The sequence below is a fragment of the Microbacterium sp. ACRRU genome, assembly GCF_022346945.1.
Taxonomy (GTDB): domain Bacteria; phylum Actinomycetota; class Actinomycetes; order Actinomycetales; family Microbacteriaceae; genus Microbacterium; species Microbacterium mcarthurae.
Map to the genome: position 1 here is coordinate 1 of NZ_JAKRNI010000043.1, position 18,142 is coordinate 18,142.

Consider the following 18,142-nt stretch of genomic DNA (forward strand, 5'->3'; position numbering starts at 1 on the left):
GGGGGGGGGTCAGTCGGTGCCGGTGTCGAACGCGGCGGACTCGCCGGCGGCGTCGGTCGCCTCGGCGAGGCGCTCGTCCGCGGCCCCGCGGGGAGCGGCGGACTCCATGATCTCGCGGGCGCCGCCGGCGGCGACGTCGCCGACGAGCTCGCCGGTGGGTCCGCCGATGAGGCCGAGGCCCGCGTACTGCTCGAGGCGCGCGCGCGAGTCGGCGATGTCGAGGTTGCGCATGGTGAGCTGGCCGATGCGGTCGACGGGGCCGAACGCGGCGTCGCCGACGCGCTCCATCGAGAGCTTCTCGGGCGAGTAGGACATCCCGGATGCCACGGTGTCGAGGATCGTGTAGTCCTCGCCGCGGCGCAGGCGAAGGGTGACCGAGCCCGTGATCGTGGAGCCGACCCACTTCTGGATCGACTCGCGCAGCATGAGCGACTGCGGCTCGAGCCAGCGGCCCTCGTACATCAGGCGCCCGAGACGGAGGCCCTGCTCGTGGTAGGTGGCGAGGGTGTCCTCGTTGAGGATGCTGTTGACCAGGCGCTCGTAGGTGATGAACAGCAGGGCCATGCCCGGCGCCTCGTAGATGCCGCGGGACTTCGCCTCGATGATGCGGTTCTCGATCTGGTCGCTCATGCCCAGGCCGTGGCGTCCGCCGATCGCGTTGGCCTCGCGCACCAGCGCCACCGGGTCGTCGAAGCGCGTGCCGTTGATCGCGACGGGGCGTCCGCCCTCGAACTCGACCGTGACGTCTTCGGTCTCGATCTCGACCGCGGGGTCCCAGAACCGGACGCCCATGATGGGCTCCACCGTCTCGAGCGAGACGTCGAGGTGCTCGAGCGTCTTGGCCTCGTGCGTCGCGCCCCAGATGTTGGCATCCGTCGAGTACGCCTTCTCGGCGCTGTCGCGGTAGGGGAAGTCATGGGCGACGAGCCACTCGCTCATCTCTTTGCGCCCGCCGAGCTCGGTGACGAAGTCGGCGTCGAGCCACGGCTTGTAGATCCGCAGCGCGGGGTTGGCGAGCAGGCCGTAACGGTAGAACCGCTCGATGTCGTTGCCCTTGTAGGTGGACCCGTCGCCCCAGATGTCGACGCCGTCCTCCTTCATCGCGCGCACAAGCAGCGTGCCGGTGACGGCGCGACCGAGCGGAGTGGTGTTGAAGTACGTGCGGCCGCCCGAGCGGATGTGGAATGCGCCGCACGCGAGGGCGACGAGCCCTTCTTCGACGAGCGCCGTCTTGCAGTCGACCAGGCGTGAGATCTCGGCGCCGTACTGCGTCGCGCGTCCCGGGATCGAGGCGATGTCGTCTTCGTCATACTGCCCCAGGTCGCCGGTGTAGGTGCAGGGCACAGCGCCCTTGTCGCGCATCCAGGCGACCGCCACCGAGGTGTCGAGACCACCCGAGAACGCGATGCCGACGCGTTCGCCGACGGGAAGGGACTGCAGGACCTTGGACATGCGCTCGATTCTATTGGGGACGGATGCCACCCCCCGAAACGCTCGGGACGGGGTCAGTCGATCGCGACGCCGGTGATCGTCACCGGGGTGGCCGGTGGGCCGTCGCCGCCGCCGGTCGCGGTGCCCGCGGACGCGATCTCCCGCACCACGGCGAGACCATCGGCCGAGAGGCGCCCGAAGACCGTGTAGGCCGCCGGCAGGTCGGTGTCTTCGTACACGAGGAAGAACTGCGAGCCGTTGGTTCCCGGACCGGCGTTGGCCATGGCGACGGTGCCGGCCGCGTAGGTCTCGGACCCGTCGAGCTCGTCGTCGAAGCGGTAGCCGGGCCCGCCCGTGCCGGTGCCGCTCGGGTCTCCGCACTGCAGGACGAAGATGCCCTGAGTGGTCAGGCGGTGGCACGGAGTGTCGTCGAAGTACTGCTGCGAGGCGAGCGACACGAAGCTGCCGACGGTGCACGGCGCGCTGTCGGCGTCGAGGGTCAGGGGGATGTCTCCGGCCGACGTCTCCAACACGGCCGAGACCTCGCCCGTCGGCTCGTCATCCGGGCTCGGCGGCGACACCGGTCGTTCGGCCTCGCCGGCGGCGGTGTACGTGCACCCGTCGGCACCCGCCGGCGCCGATGTCGGGGTGGCGGCTCCGTCTCCCGCACAGCCGGCGAGAACGAGAAGAGCGGAGGCGGCGAGGGTCGCCGCGAACAGACGCGTACGCACCCGCCTAGAGTACGACCCCCTCCCGGTCGTTGTGTGAAGGGGTGTGGATGCCGCGAGCTCGGCCCACGGCGATCGCACCGACGGCGACGACGACGATGCCGATCGCGATGCCGATGATGTATCCGACGACGCTTCCCCACCCGCCATCGTTCGGGTCGAGGAACGGGTACGGGTACCAGTACGGAAGACCGTTCGTGGGGTTGGTGACGAGCGGGGCGCGGACCAGCGTGTAGGCGATCCACACGAGCGGGAAGGCCGAGGCCCCCACCGCGGAACTCCACGGCAAACGGCGACGGCACGGACCCACGAAGAGGTCGATGAGCAGGAACAGCGGCGCCCACACGTGCATGACCTCGTTCGACCAGCCGACCGTGTCCGGTCCGGTCGATATCGCGCGGAGAAGCAGGTTGTAGACCACGCCCGTCGTGACCATGTAGGTCGTCACCCACGCCAGGGCCGCGGCGATCGCCGCCGGTTCGGGCGCGATCCGCCGGCCGCGCCGCAGGAACCACACGGCCGCGGCGATCAGAACAGCCGCCGAAGCGGTGTTGGACAGGATCGTGAAGTAGCTGAAGAAGTTCGCCACGGTGGTGGCGACGTCTCGGCCATCTCGCGCCGCCGTACCGACGGTCGAGAGGAACTGCGCGATGATCGCGGCGACGATGAGGGCGGCCATGGCCAGGCGGAGGACGGTCCACGAAGTCGCCCAGGAACGGGAGCGGAGCATGCGCTCAGAGTAGTGAGCCCACGAGGGGCCGGGGCGGGCTTGTGGACAACCCCGGCGGGGCGTGTCGGGCCCGCTCGATAGGATGGGGCGTACCGCCGGATAACACGCGAGGAGCGCACATGCCCGGAATCGTGATCGTCGGCGTCCAGTGGGGCGACGAAGGCAAGGGCAAGGCCACCGACCTGCTCGGTGAACGCACCGACTGGGTGGTGAAGTTCAACGGCGGCAACAACGCCGGCCACACCGTCGTCATCGGCGACGAGAAGTACGCGCTGCATCTGCTGCCCAGTGGCATCCTCTCGCCCGGTGTGACGCCCGTGATCGGCAATGGCGTCGTCGTCGACCTCGAGGTGCTCTTCAACGAGCTCGAGGCGCTCAACGCTCGCGGCCTCGACACCAGCCGGCTGAAGATCAGCGCCAACGCGCACATCATCACGCAGTACCACCGCACGCTCGACAAGGTCACCGAGCGGTTCCTGGGCAAGCGCATGATCGGCACGACCGGACGAGGCATCGGCCCCGCGTACGCCGACAAGATCAACCGTGTCGGCATCCGGGTGCAAGACCTGTTCGACGAGAACATCCTGCGGCAGAAGGTCGAAGGTGCTCTCGATCAGAAGAACCACCTGTTGGTGAAGGTCTTCAACCGTCGTTCGATCACGGTCGACGAGATCGTGGAAGACCTGCTCTCCTACGCCGAGCGGGTTCGCCCCATGGTGAGCGACACCTCGCTTCTTCTGAACGACGCCTTGGATGCCGGTGACGTCGTCGTCTTCGAGGGCGGTCAGGCCACGATGCTCGACGTCGACCACGGCACCTACCCCTTCGTGACGTCGTCGTCGGCGACCGCGGGCGGCGCCGCCACCGGTTCCGGCGTCGGACCGAACCGCCTCGACCGCATCGTCGGCATCGTGAAGGCTTACACGACCCGTGTCGGCTCCGGTCCGTTCCCCACCGAGCTGTTCGACGAGAGCGGCGACTGGCTGCGGTCGCGCGGCTTCGAGTTCGGCACGACGACGGGTCGTCCGCGCCGCGTCGGGTGGTACGACGCGCCCATCACCCGCTACGCGACGCGCATCAACGGCATCACCGACCTCGTTCTCACCAAGCTCGACATCCTCGGCGGCCTCGAGCAGATCCCGGTGTGCGTGGCGTACGACGTCGATGGGGAGCGCTACGACGACCTTCCGGTCAACCAGACCGACTTCCACCACGCCAAGCCGATCTACGAGTACCTGCCCGGCTGGAGCGAAGACATCTCCGCCGCGCGCACGTTCGACGATCTGCCGCAGACCGCTCGCGACTACGTCCTCGCGCTCGAGGCGATGAGCGGAACGCGGATCTCGGTGATCGGTGTCGGGCCGGCGCGCGACCAGGTCATCGTCCGCCACGACCTGATCGACTGACGTGCGCTTCTGGGTCGGCGCCTACGCGCCTGACGCGGGGTCGGCCGAGGGCATCGGCATCCTGCAGGCGGGGGACGCCGACTCGGTGTGGGCATCGGGGCCTCTCGGCATGGTCGGGACGGCCGTCGCCGCCCCCGGTTCGCCGTCGTGGGTCGCGTCGCACCCGCATCTCGACGTGCTCTACGCCGCCCTGGAGTCCGACGGGGCGGTGCAGGCCTACCGCCGTACCGGCGAGACGAGCCTCGCCCCCTTCGGTGCACCGGTCCCCGCGGGTGAGGCCGTGTGCCACGTCGCCGTCGCGCCCGACGGGTCCTTCCTGGTCGCCAGCTGCTGGGGCGATGGACGTGTCGTTCGCATCGCACTGGACACCGCGGGCCGTCCGTCGGCGCCCGAGATCGCCGTCGCCGCGAGCGATCCGTACGGCGGGGCGCCCGAGGCATCCGTCGTCGAGACCGGCGCCCGCGTGTCGGGCGCTGTCGTCCCCGACCTCGCTGCCGCCGCCCGGGCCCTCCGCGACGCCGCGGGCGAGGAGTTCGGGCACCTCGTCCCCGCCTACGACGCGCTGCCCGAGACCGACGCCGAGTCCGAAGAGGCGGCCGCCGGCGCCCGCGTCTCGCGCGCGCATCAGACGATCGCGCTTCCCCGGGGGCTGTTCGCCACCACCGACATGGGCCTCGACCTCGTGCGCTTCTGGCGCTCCACCGGGGTGGGCCTGCGCCTCGTGCACGAGGTGGCGTTGCCGAAGGGCAGCGGACCCCGGCACGCGCTGTGGCATCCGTCCGGCCACCTCTACGTCGTGACCGAGCTCAGCCGCGAGGTCTTCGTGCTCGCTCCGGATGCCGAGGGGCGCTGGCGTGTCATCTCGGGCGAGCCGCTCCTCGGCACCCTCGACGGCGACACCGCTGCCGAGCTGTGTGCCAGCCGTGACGCCTCGACGCTGTACGCCGGCGTCCGCGGCAGCGACACGATCGGTGTGCTCGCCGTGCGCGGCGCGGGTGAGTCGCTGCAGCTCACCGCGCTCGCCGAGGCCGGAACGCACTGGCCGCGCCACCACGTCGTCGTCAACGACACGCTGCTCGTGGCCGGTCAGCTCGCTGACGAGATCGTGTCGCTGCCCCTCGACGCCCGCACGGGCGTTCCAGGCCGTGTGCGCCACCGCACGGCGTCCCCGTCGCCGACGCGCCTGCTTCCGATGCGCTGAGCCGGCCCCGGCAGGAGCCGAGGTCTACTTCTTCGCGTCCTGCCGCGGGATGATGATCTGCTTGATGATGAGCAGGAGCGACGCCGTGACCGGGATCGCGACGAGGGCGCCGAGCAGCCCCAGCAACGTGCCGCCGACCAGAGCGCCGATGACGACGAGTGAGCCGGGGACGGAGATCGTCCGGTTCATCACTCGCGGCGTCAGCACATATGCCTCGACCTGCATGTACACCAGATAGACCGCCGCGAAGATGAGACCGGACACCGGGTCGACGATCAGCGTCAACACGGTGGCGGTAGCCCAGAAGAGCACCGAACCCACCAGGGGGATGAGGGTGATCCCAAACGCGAGGGCGGCCAGCAGCGCCGCGAACGGCTGCTGCAGGATCGTCAGCACGATGAAGGCGAAGACCGCGTTGAACAGGGCCAGCACCACCATCCCGGCGAGGTAGCCACCGACCGATTCGGTGATCTGCCCGGTCATCTGCGCGACCGTCTCCCGGCTGCGGGCGGGGGTGAGACGGACCAGCGAGTTCTTCATCGACGGCAGGGATGCCAAGAAGTACAGGCTCAGCACCAGCACGATGATCGCGCCCGAGATGCCGGTGGCGATGTTGACGCCGACCTGCAGCAGACCGCCGCCGATCGCGGTGAGGTTGGCGGGGTTCGTGAAGAACGACTGCACCTCCGTCAGGATGCTGCCGAGGCTGTCTCCGAAGTTCGCCTCGACCCACTGCACGGCGTCGCTGTTGATCAGGTCGTTGACGAAGCTCGGGATGTCGGTGACGAACTGCTCGATCTGACGCACGACCGGGGGGATGAGCAGCCACAGCGCAGCCACGAGGATGACGGCGAGCCCGCCGAACACGATGACGATGGCCCAGGCGCGGGAGACACCCCGGCGGACGAGCAGCCGGACCAGGGGGTCGAGCGCGAGAGCGACGAAGAGCGCGATCGCGATGTAGATGAGCACCGTCGAGAGGTTCGACAGGGCGAGGCCCAGGAGGATCGCCGTCAGCCCACCCAGGGTCAGGAAGAAACCCGCCGCGTACGGCCGTGCGATCGCGGACCACACGGGACGATCGCGCGAAGTGACCTCCCCGGCGTTGGCGCCGGCGGCGGAGGGGTCGGGACGGGTCGATCGGCTCATGGTGACACTGTAGGGCGCACCGTCGCCGGAGCCCCTGCGCGATAAGGTCGGGATCCGGGAGGACCCATGACCGACGCCGACCCCACGACGATCCTGCAGGGCCTGCGCGGCAGCATCGACAACATCGACGCCGCGCTCATCTTTCTGCTCGCCGAACGCTTCCGCTGCACGAAGCAGGTCGGCGTTCTCAAGGCGCAGCATGGGATGCCGGCATCCGACCCTGCGCGTGAAGAGCAGCAGATCGCCCGGCTGAAGCGCCTCGCGGCCGAGGCCGACCTCGATCCCGCGTTCGCCGAGAAGTGGTTCAACTTCGTCGTGGCCGAGGTCATCCGACACCATCGCTCTGCCGCGAGCGACGCGACCGACGGCTGAGCGTCGCGTCCTCGCGACACGCCCGACCCGCGCGGCGAGGCGGGATGGGAGGGCAATGCCGGTGCGCACCGCCACGCGCCCGCGCGTGCCATGTCGGGCCGCGGAACGCAAGCCGACGGCCGGTTTGCCAGGGGATCCATCAGCGTGAAACGGTAGGGGAGGCCCGAAAGGGCCGCCCACCCGACCAGTCCGCGGTCGCCGGTGCCGACTCGGGGGAGTCGCGCCGCGAGCGTACGGTCGGCGGCCCTGGCCCGGACCAGACGTCCGGTGCCGACGCGTTCGCCCCCGACGAGCGCTGAACGGCTGCCACCCGGGCGTGACCGATGCGGCCACCCGAGGCCGCCCAGGTGCACACAGTGACCCACCCGCATGCCATCGCGGCCAAGAACCTCTTCAAGGTCTTCGGCCGCGCTCCCCAGACCGCGGTCGACAAGCTCCGAGCCGGCGCTTCCCGCGATCAGCTCGACGACGCCGGCACGGCCGCCGTCATTGACGCCAGTTTCGACGTCCGGCCCGGCGAGATCTTCGTCATCATGGGCCTGTCCGGATCCGGCAAGTCCACCATCATCCGCATGCTCAACGGCCTGCACGACGTCACCGCCGGCACCGTCGAGGTGCAGGGTGACCCGCTCACCGGCGTCAGCCCCTCCCGTCTGCGCACCCTCCGCCGGGAGCGCATCGCGATGGTGTTCCAGCACTTCGCCCTCCTGCCCCACCGCACGGTGGCCGCGAACGTCGCGTACCCGCTCGAGATCCGCGGCGTCAGCAAGGCCGAGCGGCTCGCCAAGGCCGACGAGATCCTCGCCCTCGTGGGTCTCGAGGGGTGGGGCGACAAGCTCCCCTCGGCGCTCTCGGGCGGGATGAAGCAGCGCGTCGGCATCGCCCGTGCCCTGGCCGCCGACACGGACATCCTGCTCATGGACGAGGCCTTCAGCGCCCTCGACCCGCTCATCCGGCGCGAGATGCAGGAGCAGCTGCTCGAGCTCCAGCGCACGCTGCAGAAGACCATCGTCTTCATCACCCACGACCTCAACGAGGCGATGCTCCTCGGCGACCGCATCGCGGTCATGCGCGATGGACGGATCGTCCAGATCGGCACCCCGGAGGACATCCTCACCGACCCCGCGAACGACTACGTGGAGCAGTTCGTGCAGGACGTCGACCGTGCCCGGGTGCTCACCGCGGCGAACGTCATGGAGCGCCCTCGCCCCCGCGTGGACGCTTCGGCCGGCCCGCGCACCGCCCTGCGGCAGATGCGCGACGCCTACATGTCGGCCGTGTACGTCACCGATCGCGATCGCAAACCGCTCGGCATCATCACCGACCGGGATGCCGTGAAGCTGGTGCGCGCGGGGGAGAGCTCGCTCCTGGGCAGGCTCCAGCCGATTCCGCACAGTGTCCGCGAGGACGAGGTGCTCATGAACCTGTTCGTTCCGGCGATCGAGTCGCCTCTTCCCCTGGCGGTGCTGGACGCCGAGGGTCGCCTCACCGGTGTCATCCCGCGCGTCACGCTTCTCGCGGCGCTCGGCCCCGGTCCGACCGCCACGGAGGAGATCACCGTGCTGCCTCAGCCCGTGTCCTCCGCGGAGATCGACGCCGTCCTGGCCGACGAAGCCGCGGCATCCGGAATCGAGGGGGTGCGCTGATGGAGGGTTTTCGCATTCCGGTCGGTCAGTGGGTCGACGCCGGCGTGGACTGGCTCCGCGACAACCTGTCGGGTCTGTTCGACCTCGTCGCCGTGGTGGTCCGCTTCCTCGTGGGGGGACTCAGCGACGTCTTGCTCAGTACTCCGATCGTCGTGGTGATCGCCGTCGCCGCTCTTCTGGCGTGGCTTCTGCGCTCGTGGAAGCTCGCGGTCGGCGCCGTCGTCGGGTTCACGCTGATCCTGGCCATGGGGCAGTGGGTGACCGCGATGCAGACGCTCGCGCTCGTCCTGGTCGCGACCGTCGTGGCCGTCGCCATTTCGGTGCCGCTGGGCATCTGGTCGGCGGGCAACGCGACCGTCCGCGCGATCCTGAAGCCGGTCCTCGACTTCATGCAGACGATGCCCGCCTTCGTGTATCTGATCCCGGCGATCACCTTCTTCAGCATCGGTGTCGTCCCCGGCGTCGTCTCGACGGTGATCTTCGCGCTCCCCCCGGGCGTGCGTCTGACCGAGCTGGGGATCCGCGGCGTCGACTCCGAGACCGTCGAGGCCGGGCACGCCTTCGGTGCGACGCCTCGCCAGATCCTCCGTGGCATCCAATTGCCGCTCGCGATGCCGACGATCATGGCGGGCATCAACCAGGTCATCATGCTCGCCCTGTCGATGGCGGTCGTCGCCGGCATCGTGGGCGCCGACGGGCTGGGCAAGGAGGTCGTGCAGTCGATCTCCACCGTCAACCTGCCCAAGGGCGTCGAGGCGGGGTTGAGCGTCGTCATCCTCGCGGTCTACCTCGACCGGCTGACCGCCGCCCTGGGCAGCCCCGCCGAGCACCGGTCCTCGCTGCGCGGGGTCGTCGCCCGGCGCCGCACCCGCACCCCGATCCCGACGGCCGCCTGACCCGCCGCGAAGGGCGCGAGTCGCCAAGATTTGTCGCCCATGCGGCACCAGAGGCGACAAATCTTGGCATCTCGCGCAAGCGAGACTCGCGCAACCGAGACTCGCGCGCGCAAGAACGAAACGACATACGGAACCGAAAGAGAGCATTCACATGAACAAGCGACACCTCACCAGCACCCTCGCCCTCGGCGCTGTCAGCGCCCTCGCGCTCGCCGGCTGTGCCAGCGGCAACCAGGCCGAGGGAGGCGCCGGCGACGGCGGCGACAAGGGCACGATCACCCTCGGCTTCCTGCCGTCGTGGACCGACGGCCTCAGCACCGCCTACCTGCTCGAGGACCAGCTCGAGAAGCTCGGCTACAACGTCGAGATGCAGACGCTCACCGAGGCCGGGCCGCTGTACACCGGACTGGCCCAGGGCGACATCGACATCTACCCCTCGGCGTGGCCCGAGCTGACGCACGCCGACTACATGGAGGAGTACGGCGCCGACATCGAGGACCTGGGGTCGTACTACGACAACGCCAAGCTCACGATCGCGGTGCCCAGCTACGTCGACATCGACTCGATCGACCAGCTCGCCGGAAACGCGGCGCGTTTCGACGGCCGCATCTTCGGCATCGAGCCCGGTGCGGGTCTGACGAAGCAGACGCAGGAATCGATGCTCCCCGGCTACGGTCTGGATGCCGAGTACGAGCTCGTCACCTCCTCGACCGCGGCTATGCTCACCGAGCTCGACAACGCCATCGCGGCGCAGGAGGACATCGTGGTCACGCTGTGGCGTCCGTTCTGGGCCAACGACGCGTACGACGTGAAGGACCTCGAAGACCCGCAGGGCCTCATGGGCGACCCCGAGGCGCTGCACTTCCTCGGGACGTCCGGCTTCGCCGAGCAGTACCCGGATGCCGCGGAGCTCATCGCCGGCATCCAGCTGAACGACGAGCAGTACGGCGCCCTCGAGGACCTCGTGGTCAACGAGTACGGCGAAGGCCGTGAGGCCGAGGCCATCGACGCGTGGCTCGAGCAGTACCCGGACGCGTTCTCGACGCAGCGCTCCTGACGCACCCCGCGAGCCCCCTCCACCGATTCAGGCGGAGGGGGCTTTCGCGATCACGCGTGCCGCGGTGAAGCGGGTGCGGAACCCGGGGTGCCCGGCCGGCATCGCCAGCACGGAGTCGGGGGCACGTCCGGCGAGCTGCGGGTAACCCGCGTCGGCGACGAGCTCGTCGTCGAGCGTCTCGAGCTCGGCATTCACGAGAGGCCACGGCTCATGCGTGTTCGCGGCCCAGATCGTACGGCCGAGGTGCCGCTCGTGGAAGCCCCAGCGCGCGGTCAGGAACCGCGAGAGCGGGGTGTCGACGGTGTCGGTGCCCAGCCGCGCGCGCAGGCGGGTTCCCGGATGCCGCCCCCCGTGGCGCCGCGACCGGAACTCGATGAGCTGTCCGTCGGTGCGGACACCGGCGCGCGCCCAGCGGTAGGGCAGCCCGAACAGCGCCCGCGCCGCCAGCACCGGCGCCAGATGCTCGGCCTCGAGCGTGCGGAACACGACGCCGCGGCGGCCGGCGTCGTCGACGGCGTACGTCCGCACGTTGATCTCGGTGAACGTGCCGAGGAACGGCACCCGGGGCAGCGGCAGGAACCGGAAGTCGCTCAGCACGAACGGCACCAGTCCAACCCAGGCCGACCCGTCGTGCACGTCGGGGTGCGTCCCGGCCGGGAGCATCGGGGCCACGTCGGTGGGGTCGACGCGCCAGTGGACGAACACGGCGCGATTCCACCGTTGTTCGATGACGGCGCGGCCGGGGAGCGCGGGGGCGTGTCGTTCGAGGGTCACGTGAGGATTCTGGCCCGTGCGCCCGGGGGCGGGGGGAGACTGGACACATGGCGTCCTCGTCTGCTGCGGATCCTCGACTGGTGGCATCCATTCGCTCTTTGCTCGCGCAGCGCGCCGAGGGCGCGACCATCTGTCCGTCGGAGGCGGCGCGGGCGGTCGGCGGCGACGACTGGCGCGACCTCATGCAGCCGGCCCGGGATGCCGCGCGTGAGCTCGCCGACCAGGGCGAGGTCGAGGTCACCCAGCGCGGCGAGGTCGTCGACGTGACCACGGCCCGCGGTCCGGTGCGCATCCGCCGTGCGCGATGAACGGCGTCGTCAGACGGCGGGCCCGGGCGGAGTCTCGGACGTCGGCCGGGGCAGTTCGCGCGCGACCTTCTTCTCGAGATTCTCGACGGCCTCGTCGCTGAGCCAGATCAGCCCGTCCAGTTCCTGCCGGACACGCCGATAGGCCACCTGCCGTTCGTTCGGCGTGGCGGCCTCGTCGACGGCGACGCCCAGGAGCTGTTGCGCGGTGTCGAGGCGTTTGCGCTCCTCGGGCGTGAACGCGGCGGCCTTCACCCGCCGCGCGTCACGCTCGGCCAGCTCGAACGCGACCTCGTAGTCGGTCACGGCGTCGCGGTAGTCGTTGAGGCGCTCGGGCGTCGGCTTCTCGCCCGGCGCAGGGCGCAGATTGTCGGCCACCTTCTTCGCGCGCAGGAACGCCGCGGTGAGCGGCTGCCTCCCGTCGCTCATCGCCGGGTACGAGATGAGCTTCGAGACGTCGAGCTCGTAGTCGAGCCACCGATGCGTCACGTCGTCGTGTCGCGCCTCGACGCGGGCGAGGTCGTCTCCGACCGGGTCGGGAGCGGGCGGAAGGGGAGCGGATGCCGGCATCCCGCCGTTCTGCGCCCGGAGGAGTTCGAGCTGCTCGCGGTGGCGGCGGCGGGCGGAGAGCTCGCGTTGCTTGCTGACCGTCCCGATGGCACCCATCGTCATGCCGAAGAGGGGGAAGACGAGCCACCAGTAGTTCCCGGCGAACTGGAGCAATTCGTTCACGCCGCCACGCTACGCGTTCGGGTCGTTCTTCCGCGTCCGCTTCGCCTGACGCTCGTTCCAGGACCGGGATGCCGCGCGCCCCATGTTCTCCATCGACCAGGCCAGCGCACGCTGCGCCTGTTCGGCCCAGTCGGAGGCGACGCGGCCCCAGGCGTCGGTGGGGTCGACGTCGGGGCGGTCGTCTCGGCCGCGACGCGCGGCGCGCTCAGCCCGCTCGAACGCGTGGTTCAGCGCTCGGACGGCGTCGCGGTACGCGAGGAACTCCGCGGGCTCGAGCCTCGTGGTCGTCGAGGCGGGACGGAGCCACTGCGCGCGTTCCTGCGCGCGCAGGAAGTCGGCGAGAAGGGGCGAGGCCGGGTCGCTCATGGCGGGGAAATCGATCGCCAGCGCGGGGTCGGTCTCGTACGCCATCCAGCGGACCAGGACGGCGTCGTGTTCGGCGAAGAGCCGAGCGACGGGGAGGGGGGCGTTGCCCGCGCGGATCGCGGGGAGCATCGCCTTCGCGGCTCGCACGGCGGCACGCCGGGCACGGATCTCAGCCGACGCCGCGCGCACCTCCCGCTGCGCCGCGGTGAGGCGAGCGCGCGCGGACGTGACCGCCTCGGGCGAGACGCGGGCCGCCGCCCGCTCGGCCTGAGCGCGCATCACCTCGGCATCCGCGATCTTCACTTCTGCCCGACCGCGGGTGACGGCGTGGCGCGCCGTCTGCAGATCCAGAAGGGCGGCGTCCAGTTCGAGGCGACGAGCCGCGGTCTTGCTCAGCGGGCGGTTCGCCCATGACCGCGCGGCGCGGTCTGTCGTCGACGAGCCCGCGGGCAAGGCGCGGCGTCGGGTGCGACGCACGCCGATCCAGCCGACGGTGCCGGCACCGGCCGCGGCGGGGCCGATCCACCACCACTCGGCGAGCAACGCCAGGAGCGGTTCCACTCCTTCATGCTACGTCGCGGCATGGGAGTCGTGCAGGGGGGCGGATGCCGCCGGCCGCCCTGCGCAGGCGGAAGGGGGATGCCGCCACCCCCGCGGCGGGGGAGACGGCTCCCCCCGAAGGTGTGAGATCGTTGCGGGGTGAGACTCCGCCGAACCGCGGTGCTCGGGCGCGGCGTGCCGAGTGCATCCTTCCGTCTCACCCCGGGCCAGGCGATCACCCTCGCCTTCGGGTCGGTGCTGGCGGTGGGAACAGCCCTGCTGAGTCTTCCCGCCGCCACCGAGGAACGCAGCGCGACGTTCCTGGAGGCGTTGTTCACGGCGACGAGTGCGCTGTGCGTGACGGGCCATATCGTCGTGGACACGCCGGTGTTCTGGTCTCCGTTCGGTCAGATCGTCATCATGGTGCTGATTCAGATCGGCGGCTTCGGTGTCATGTCGCTGGCCACGCTCCTCGGACTGCTGGTGGCTCGACGGCTGGGTCTGCGCACGCGGCTCACGGCGGTCAGCGAGACGCACACCGTCGCCGTGGGCGATGTCCGCCGCGTCCTGGTCGGCGTCGCCGTCATCACCTTGGCGACCGAGGTCGTCGTCGCCGTCCTGCTGACGGGCCGGTTCTGGCTCGCCTACGACGAGCCGTTCGGTCGTGCCGTGTGGCTCGGGGTGTTCCACGCCGTGTCCTCGTTCAACAACGCCGGTTTCGCGCTCTTCAGCGACAACCTGATGTCGTTCGCGACGGACCCGTGGATCTGCCTGCCCATCTGCGCCGCGATCATCCTCGGGGGAATGGGCTTCCCGGTCATCATGGAGCTGCGCCGTCGCATCCGGTTCCCGCGCCGGTGGACGCTGAACACCGTCACGGTCGTCTCGGGCACGACCTTCCTGCTCGTCGCCGGGGCCGTCGCCCTGACGGCGCTGGAGTGGTCGAACCCGGCGACCCTCGGTCCCATGGACCCCGCGGGCCGGATCCTCGCCGGCTTCACGATGTCGGTCATGCCGCGCACCGCTGGGTTCAATTCGATCGACGTGTCGCAGATGCACGGGGCCAGCTGGTACGTCACCGACATCCTCATGTTCATCGGAGGCGGCCCCGCGGGTACGGCGGGCGGTCTGAAGATCACCACGTTCGCCGTTCTGCTGTTCATCATCGTCGCCGAACTCCGCGGCGACACCGCGGTCAACATGTTCGGCAAGCGTCTTCCCCGCTCGACCCACCGTGAGGCCCTCACGGTCGCGCTGCTCTCGCTGGCGCTGGTCGTCGGGTCCACGCTCGCGATCATGGTCATGACCCCGTTCGGCCTCGACAGGGTCCTGTTCGAGGTGATCTCCGCCTTCGCCACGGTCGGACTGTCGACGGGCATCACCGCCGATCTTCCCGCCGCGGCGCAGCTCATCCTCATCGTCCTGATGTTCATCGGCCGTCTCGGCCCGGTGCTGCTCGGGACCGCCCTGGCGCTGACACGTCAGAAGCGCATGTACGAACTGCCGAAGGAGCGTCCGATCATTGGATAACTCGTCCCCCTTCTTCCGCCGCCGGCGCTCCCGCGGAGGCGCGTCCGCCATCGCCGTGATCGGCCTCGGGCGATTCGGCGGCGCGCTGGCCACCGAGCTGGCCCGTTCGGGCACCGAGGTGCTCGGCATCGACACCGACGAAGAGATCGTTCAGTCGCTCAACGGCGTCCTCACCCATGTGGTGCGTGCGGACTCCACCAAGCAGACGGCCCTGGAGCAGCTCGGCGTCCTCGATTTCGACCGGGTCGTGGTCGGCATCGGAACCGACATCCAGGCCAGCATCCTCACGACATCGCTGCTCAAGCGGATGGGCGTGCGGTCCATCTGGGCCAAAGCGATCAGCGAGCAGCACGGGCTGATCCTCGAGCAGCTGGGCATCGAGCACGTGATCTTCCCCGAGGCCGACATGGGGCGTCGCGTCGCCCACCTCGTCCGCGGCGCGATGCTCGACTACGTCGAGTTCGACAAGGACCTCGTGGTCGCCAAGACGGTCGCGCCCGAGGAACTGGTCGGGATGACACTCCAGCAGGCTGCCGTGCGGCGCCGCCACGGCGTGACGATCGTGAAGATCAAGGGTGCCGACGGCGAGTGGCGCCCCGCGGGCGCCGAATCCGTGGTGTCGGCCGGCGACGTGCTGATCGTCATCGGCCCCGTCGAACGTACGGAGCGCTTCGCCGCGCTGCTCTAACGCGCGTGAGGTGCCAGGATTTGTCGCCTGGTGTGAACCCCAGGCGACAAATCCTGGCACCTCACGCTCTGCGCGTCACGGGCCTCGCGCCCTGGCGCGTCAGCCGAACAGCAGCGTCAGCACCGTCGCGCCGCCGCCCGTGAGGATGAGCGCCGCGATGACCACCCACGCGGTGATCTTCACGCGGCGCTGCCGGCGCGCGTCGAAGCCCGCCATGTCATCGTCGGGCTCGGTCATCGCGGAATCCTTTCGTGCGGCGGTCGGCCGGAGCTCAGGCGACCGGCTCGGCGACCGTCGGACCGAACACGGCCGGGAGCGTCTCGGTCGACAGGCGCCGCAGCTCCGACACGGGAACGGTGAACACGTCCTGGATCTCGAGCTTCGCCTCGGTACCGGGCTCGACGTCGGTCACGCCGATGCGCAGCACCGGGTAGCCGCGCCCGTCGCAGAGGCCCCGGAACTTCACGTCCTCCTCGCGCGGCACGCTCACGAGCACGCGGCCCGTGGACTCGCTGAACAGGGCGGCGGTGGCATCCACTCGGTCGCGCTCCATGAGCTCGGTGAGCCACACCCGCGCGCCGACGCCGAAGCGCATCACGCCCTCGGCGAGGGCCTGCGCGAGACCGCCCGACGAGAGGTCGTGGGCGCTGGAGACGAGCGACTGCGAACCCGCGGCCTGCAGCAGTTCGGCGAGCTTGCGCTCCTGCGCGAGGTCGACCTTCGGCGGACGTCCGCCGAGGTGGTCGTGGATCGTCCCGGCCCACTGCGAGCCGTCGAGCTCGTCGGCCGTGACGCCGAGGAGGTACAGGTTCTCGCCGGCATCCTGCCATCCGCTCGGGATGCGCGCGGCGACGTCGTCGATGATGCCCATGACGCCCACGACGGGGGTCGGGTGGATCGGCTGGTCGCCGGTCTGGTTGTAGAACGACACGTTGCCGCCCGTGACGGGGATGCCGAGTTCGAGGCATCCATCGGAGAGACCCTCGACGGCCTGGCTGAACTGCCACATGACCTCGGGGTTCTCGGGGCTGCCGAAGTTGAGGCAGTCGGTGACCGCCGTCGGCACCGCGCCCGTGACGGCGACGTTGCGGTACGCCTCGGCGAGGGCCAGCTTCGCGCCGGTGTAGGGGTCGAGCTGGCAGTAGCGACCGTTGCAGTCGGTTGCGATGGCGAAGCCGAGCCCGGTCTCCTCGTCGACGCGGATCATGCCGGCGTCGTCGGGGAAGCTCAGCGCGGTGTTGCCGAGCACGTAGTAGTCGTACTGGTTCGTGATCCACGACGTGTCGGCGAGGTTCGGGCTCGCAACGAGGGTCGTGAACTGCTCGCGGAGAGTCTCGGCATCCGTCGCCCGGGGGAGCTTCGCCGCGGAGTCCTCGTTCAGCGCGTCGATCCACGTCGGGTAGGCGACCGGGCGCTCGTACACGGGGCCGTCGACCGCGACGGTCGAAGGGTCGACGTCGACGATGCGCTCGCCGTACCAGTCGATGACGAGGCGGCCGTCGCCGGTGACCTCGCCGAGGACGCTCGTCTCGACGTCCCACTTGCCGACGACCGCGAGGAACGCGTCGAGCTTCTCGGGCGCGACGATCGCCATCATGCGCTCCTGCGACTCCGACATGAGGATCTCTTCGGGCGTGAGCGACGGGTCGCGCAGCAGCACCTTCGACAGCTCGACCTTCATGCCGCTGTTGCCGTTGGCGGCGAGCTCGCTCGTGGCGCACGAGATGCCCGCGGCCCCGAGGTCTTGAATCGCCTCCACGAGGTCGTCGCGGTACAGCTCGAGGCAGCACTCGATGAGCACCTTCTCGGCGAACGGGTCGCCCACCTGCACCGCGGGACGCTTGGTGGGTCCGCCATCGGCGAAGGTGTCGGATGCCAGGATGCTCGCGCCGCCGATGCCGTCGCCGCCCGTGCGGGCACCGAACAGCACGACTTTGTTGCCCGCACCGGAAGCGTTGGCCAGCTTGAGGTCTTCGTGGCGGAGGACGCCGACAGCGAGGGCGTTCACCAGCGGGTTGCCCTGGTAGACGGAGTCGAACACCGTCTCGCCGCCGATGTTCGGCAGGCCCAGGCAGTTGCCGTAGAACGAGATGCCGCTGGTGACGCCGTGGACCACGCGCGGGGTGTCGGGGTGGTCGATAGCGCCGAAGCGGAGCTGGTCCATGACGGCGACCGGGCGGGCACCCATCGAGATGATGTCGCGGACGATGCCGCCGACGCCGGTGGCCGCGCCCTGGAAGGGCTCGATGTAGCTCGGGTGGTTGTGCGATTCGACCTTGAAGGTGACCGCCCAGCCGTCGCCCACGTCGACGACCCCGGCGTTCTGGCCCATGCCGACCATGAGGCGGGTCTTCATCTCGTCGCTGACCTTCTGGCCGAACTGGCGCAGGTAGATCTTGCTCGACTTGTAGGAGCAGTGCTCGCTCCACATGACCGAGTACATCGCCAGCTCGCCGCTGGTGGGGCGGCGGCCGAGGATCTCGCGGATCTTGGCGTACTCGTCGTCCTTGAGCCCGAGCGCGCCGTACGGCTGATCCTTCTCGGGGGTCGCGATCGCGTTCTCGACCGTGTCGGCGAGGGCCGTGCGGTGG

At 70.0% G+C, this 18,142-nt stretch carries 18 protein-coding genes; 9 read left to right on the plus strand and 9 right to left on the minus strand.

Going from position 1 to position 18,142, the window contains the following annotated elements; translation table 11 throughout:
- Positions 1-9 precede the first annotated feature (9 nt).
- From argG to MHY30_RS13930, 3 genes are read right to left on the minus strand one after another with little or no spacing between them, the layout of a single operon-like run.
- On the minus strand, positions 10-1,452 hold the full coding sequence (gene argG, locus MHY30_RS13920) for an argininosuccinate synthase (RefSeq protein WP_239277730.1): 1,443 nt from the start codon (positions 1,450-1,452) through the stop codon (positions 10-12).
- A gap of 53 nt (positions 1,453-1,505) precedes the next feature.
- Complete coding sequence (locus MHY30_RS13925) at positions 1,506-2,162, minus strand: peptidylprolyl isomerase (protein ID WP_239277732.1); 657 nt, start codon at positions 2,160-2,162, stop codon at positions 1,506-1,508.
- A gap of 4 nt (positions 2,163-2,166) precedes the next feature.
- Positions 2,167-2,889: a Pr6Pr family membrane protein gene (locus MHY30_RS13930; RefSeq protein WP_239277735.1), complete on the minus strand. Its 723-nt coding sequence runs from the start codon at positions 2,887-2,889 to the stop codon at positions 2,167-2,169.
- A 119-nt stretch (positions 2,890-3,008) separates the two neighbouring features.
- On the opposite strand from MHY30_RS13930, the gene MHY30_RS13935 reads away from it, so the two are divergent.
- A complete protein-coding gene (locus tag MHY30_RS13935; protein WP_239277737.1) occupies positions 3,009-4,295 on the plus strand; it encodes an adenylosuccinate synthase in 1,287 nt (428 codons plus the stop codon).
- Position 4,296: 1 nt separating this feature from the next.
- Positions 4,297-5,496: a beta-propeller fold lactonase family protein gene (locus tag MHY30_RS13940; protein WP_239277740.1), complete on the plus strand. Its 1,200-nt coding sequence runs from the start codon at positions 4,297-4,299 to the stop codon at positions 5,494-5,496.
- 24 nt (positions 5,497-5,520) lie between these two features.
- Here the strand turns inward: MHY30_RS13940 and MHY30_RS13945 are convergent, their stop codons facing one another.
- Positions 5,521-6,645, minus strand: coding sequence for an AI-2E family transporter (locus MHY30_RS13945; RefSeq protein ID WP_239277741.1), 1,125 nt, complete (start codon positions 6,643-6,645; stop codon positions 5,521-5,523).
- A gap of 66 nt (positions 6,646-6,711) precedes the next feature.
- On the opposite strand from MHY30_RS13945, the gene MHY30_RS13950 reads away from it, so the two are divergent.
- From MHY30_RS13950 to MHY30_RS13965, 4 genes are all read left to right on the plus strand, one after another.
- The gene (locus MHY30_RS13950) at positions 6,712-7,017 is read left to right on the plus strand and encodes a chorismate mutase (RefSeq protein WP_239277744.1); all 306 of its coding nucleotides are present in this window, start codon (positions 6,712-6,714) and stop codon (positions 7,015-7,017) included.
- 323 nt (positions 7,018-7,340) lie between these two features.
- Positions 7,341-8,663 (plus strand): glycine betaine/L-proline ABC transporter ATP-binding protein, encoded by a 1,323-nt coding sequence (locus tag MHY30_RS13955; RefSeq protein ID WP_374204620.1) that lies wholly within the window; start codon positions 7,341-7,343, stop codon positions 8,661-8,663.
- Positions 8,663-9,559: a proline/glycine betaine ABC transporter permease gene (locus MHY30_RS13960; RefSeq protein ID WP_239277747.1), complete on the plus strand. Its 897-nt coding sequence runs from the start codon at positions 8,663-8,665 to the stop codon at positions 9,557-9,559. The genes MHY30_RS13955 and MHY30_RS13960 overlap by 1 nt, the downstream gene beginning before the upstream one ends.
- 151 nt (positions 9,560-9,710) lie before the next feature.
- Complete coding sequence (locus MHY30_RS13965; protein ID WP_239277748.1) at positions 9,711-10,616, plus strand: glycine betaine ABC transporter substrate-binding protein; 906 nt, start codon at positions 9,711-9,713, stop codon at positions 10,614-10,616.
- Between the two features lie 27 nt (positions 10,617-10,643).
- Here the strand turns inward: MHY30_RS13965 and MHY30_RS13970 are convergent, their stop codons facing one another.
- On the minus strand, positions 10,644-11,390 hold the full coding sequence (locus tag MHY30_RS13970) for a YqjF family protein (RefSeq protein WP_239277753.1): 747 nt from the start codon (positions 11,388-11,390) through the stop codon (positions 10,644-10,646).
- A gap of 47 nt (positions 11,391-11,437) precedes the next feature.
- Here MHY30_RS13970 and MHY30_RS13975 point away from each other — a divergent pair, with 47 nt between their 5' ends.
- A complete protein-coding gene (locus MHY30_RS13975) occupies positions 11,438-11,698 on the plus strand; it encodes a DUF3253 domain-containing protein (protein WP_239277755.1) in 261 nt (86 codons plus the stop codon).
- 9 nt (positions 11,699-11,707) lie between these two features.
- On the opposite strand, the gene MHY30_RS13980 is transcribed toward MHY30_RS13975, so the two are convergent.
- Together MHY30_RS13980 and MHY30_RS13985 are read right to left on the minus strand one after the other, a co-directional pair.
- Positions 11,708-12,427 (minus strand): hypothetical protein, encoded by a 720-nt coding sequence (locus MHY30_RS13980; RefSeq protein WP_239277756.1) that lies wholly within the window; start codon positions 12,425-12,427, stop codon positions 11,708-11,710.
- A 9-nt stretch (positions 12,428-12,436) separates the two neighbouring features.
- Entirely contained in the window at positions 12,437-13,354 is a 918-nt protein-coding gene (locus tag MHY30_RS13985; protein WP_239277757.1) for a hypothetical protein, read from the minus strand.
- A gap of 138 nt (positions 13,355-13,492) precedes the next feature.
- On the opposite strand from MHY30_RS13985, the gene MHY30_RS13990 reads away from it, so the two are divergent.
- Both MHY30_RS13990 and MHY30_RS13995 read left to right on the plus strand, forming a co-directional pair.
- Positions 13,493-14,863, plus strand: a complete 1,371-nt coding sequence (locus MHY30_RS13990) for a TrkH family potassium uptake protein (protein ID WP_239277758.1) — start codon at positions 13,493-13,495, stop codon at positions 14,861-14,863.
- Positions 14,856-15,551, plus strand: coding sequence for a TrkA family potassium uptake protein (locus MHY30_RS13995; protein ID WP_239277762.1), 696 nt, complete (start codon positions 14,856-14,858; stop codon positions 15,549-15,551). The genes MHY30_RS13990 and MHY30_RS13995 overlap by 8 nt, the downstream gene beginning before the upstream one ends.
- 99 nt (positions 15,552-15,650) lie before the next feature.
- Here MHY30_RS13995 and MHY30_RS14000 read toward each other — a convergent pair whose 3' ends face one another.
- Complete coding sequence (locus MHY30_RS14000) at positions 15,651-15,788, minus strand: hypothetical protein (RefSeq protein ID WP_239277764.1); 138 nt, start codon at positions 15,786-15,788, stop codon at positions 15,651-15,653.
- A 34-nt stretch (positions 15,789-15,822) separates the two neighbouring features.
- On the minus strand, positions 15,823-18,142 hold a 2,320-nt coding region (purL, locus tag MHY30_RS14005), incomplete at its 5' end, for a phosphoribosylformylglycinamidine synthase subunit PurL (RefSeq protein ID WP_239277766.1).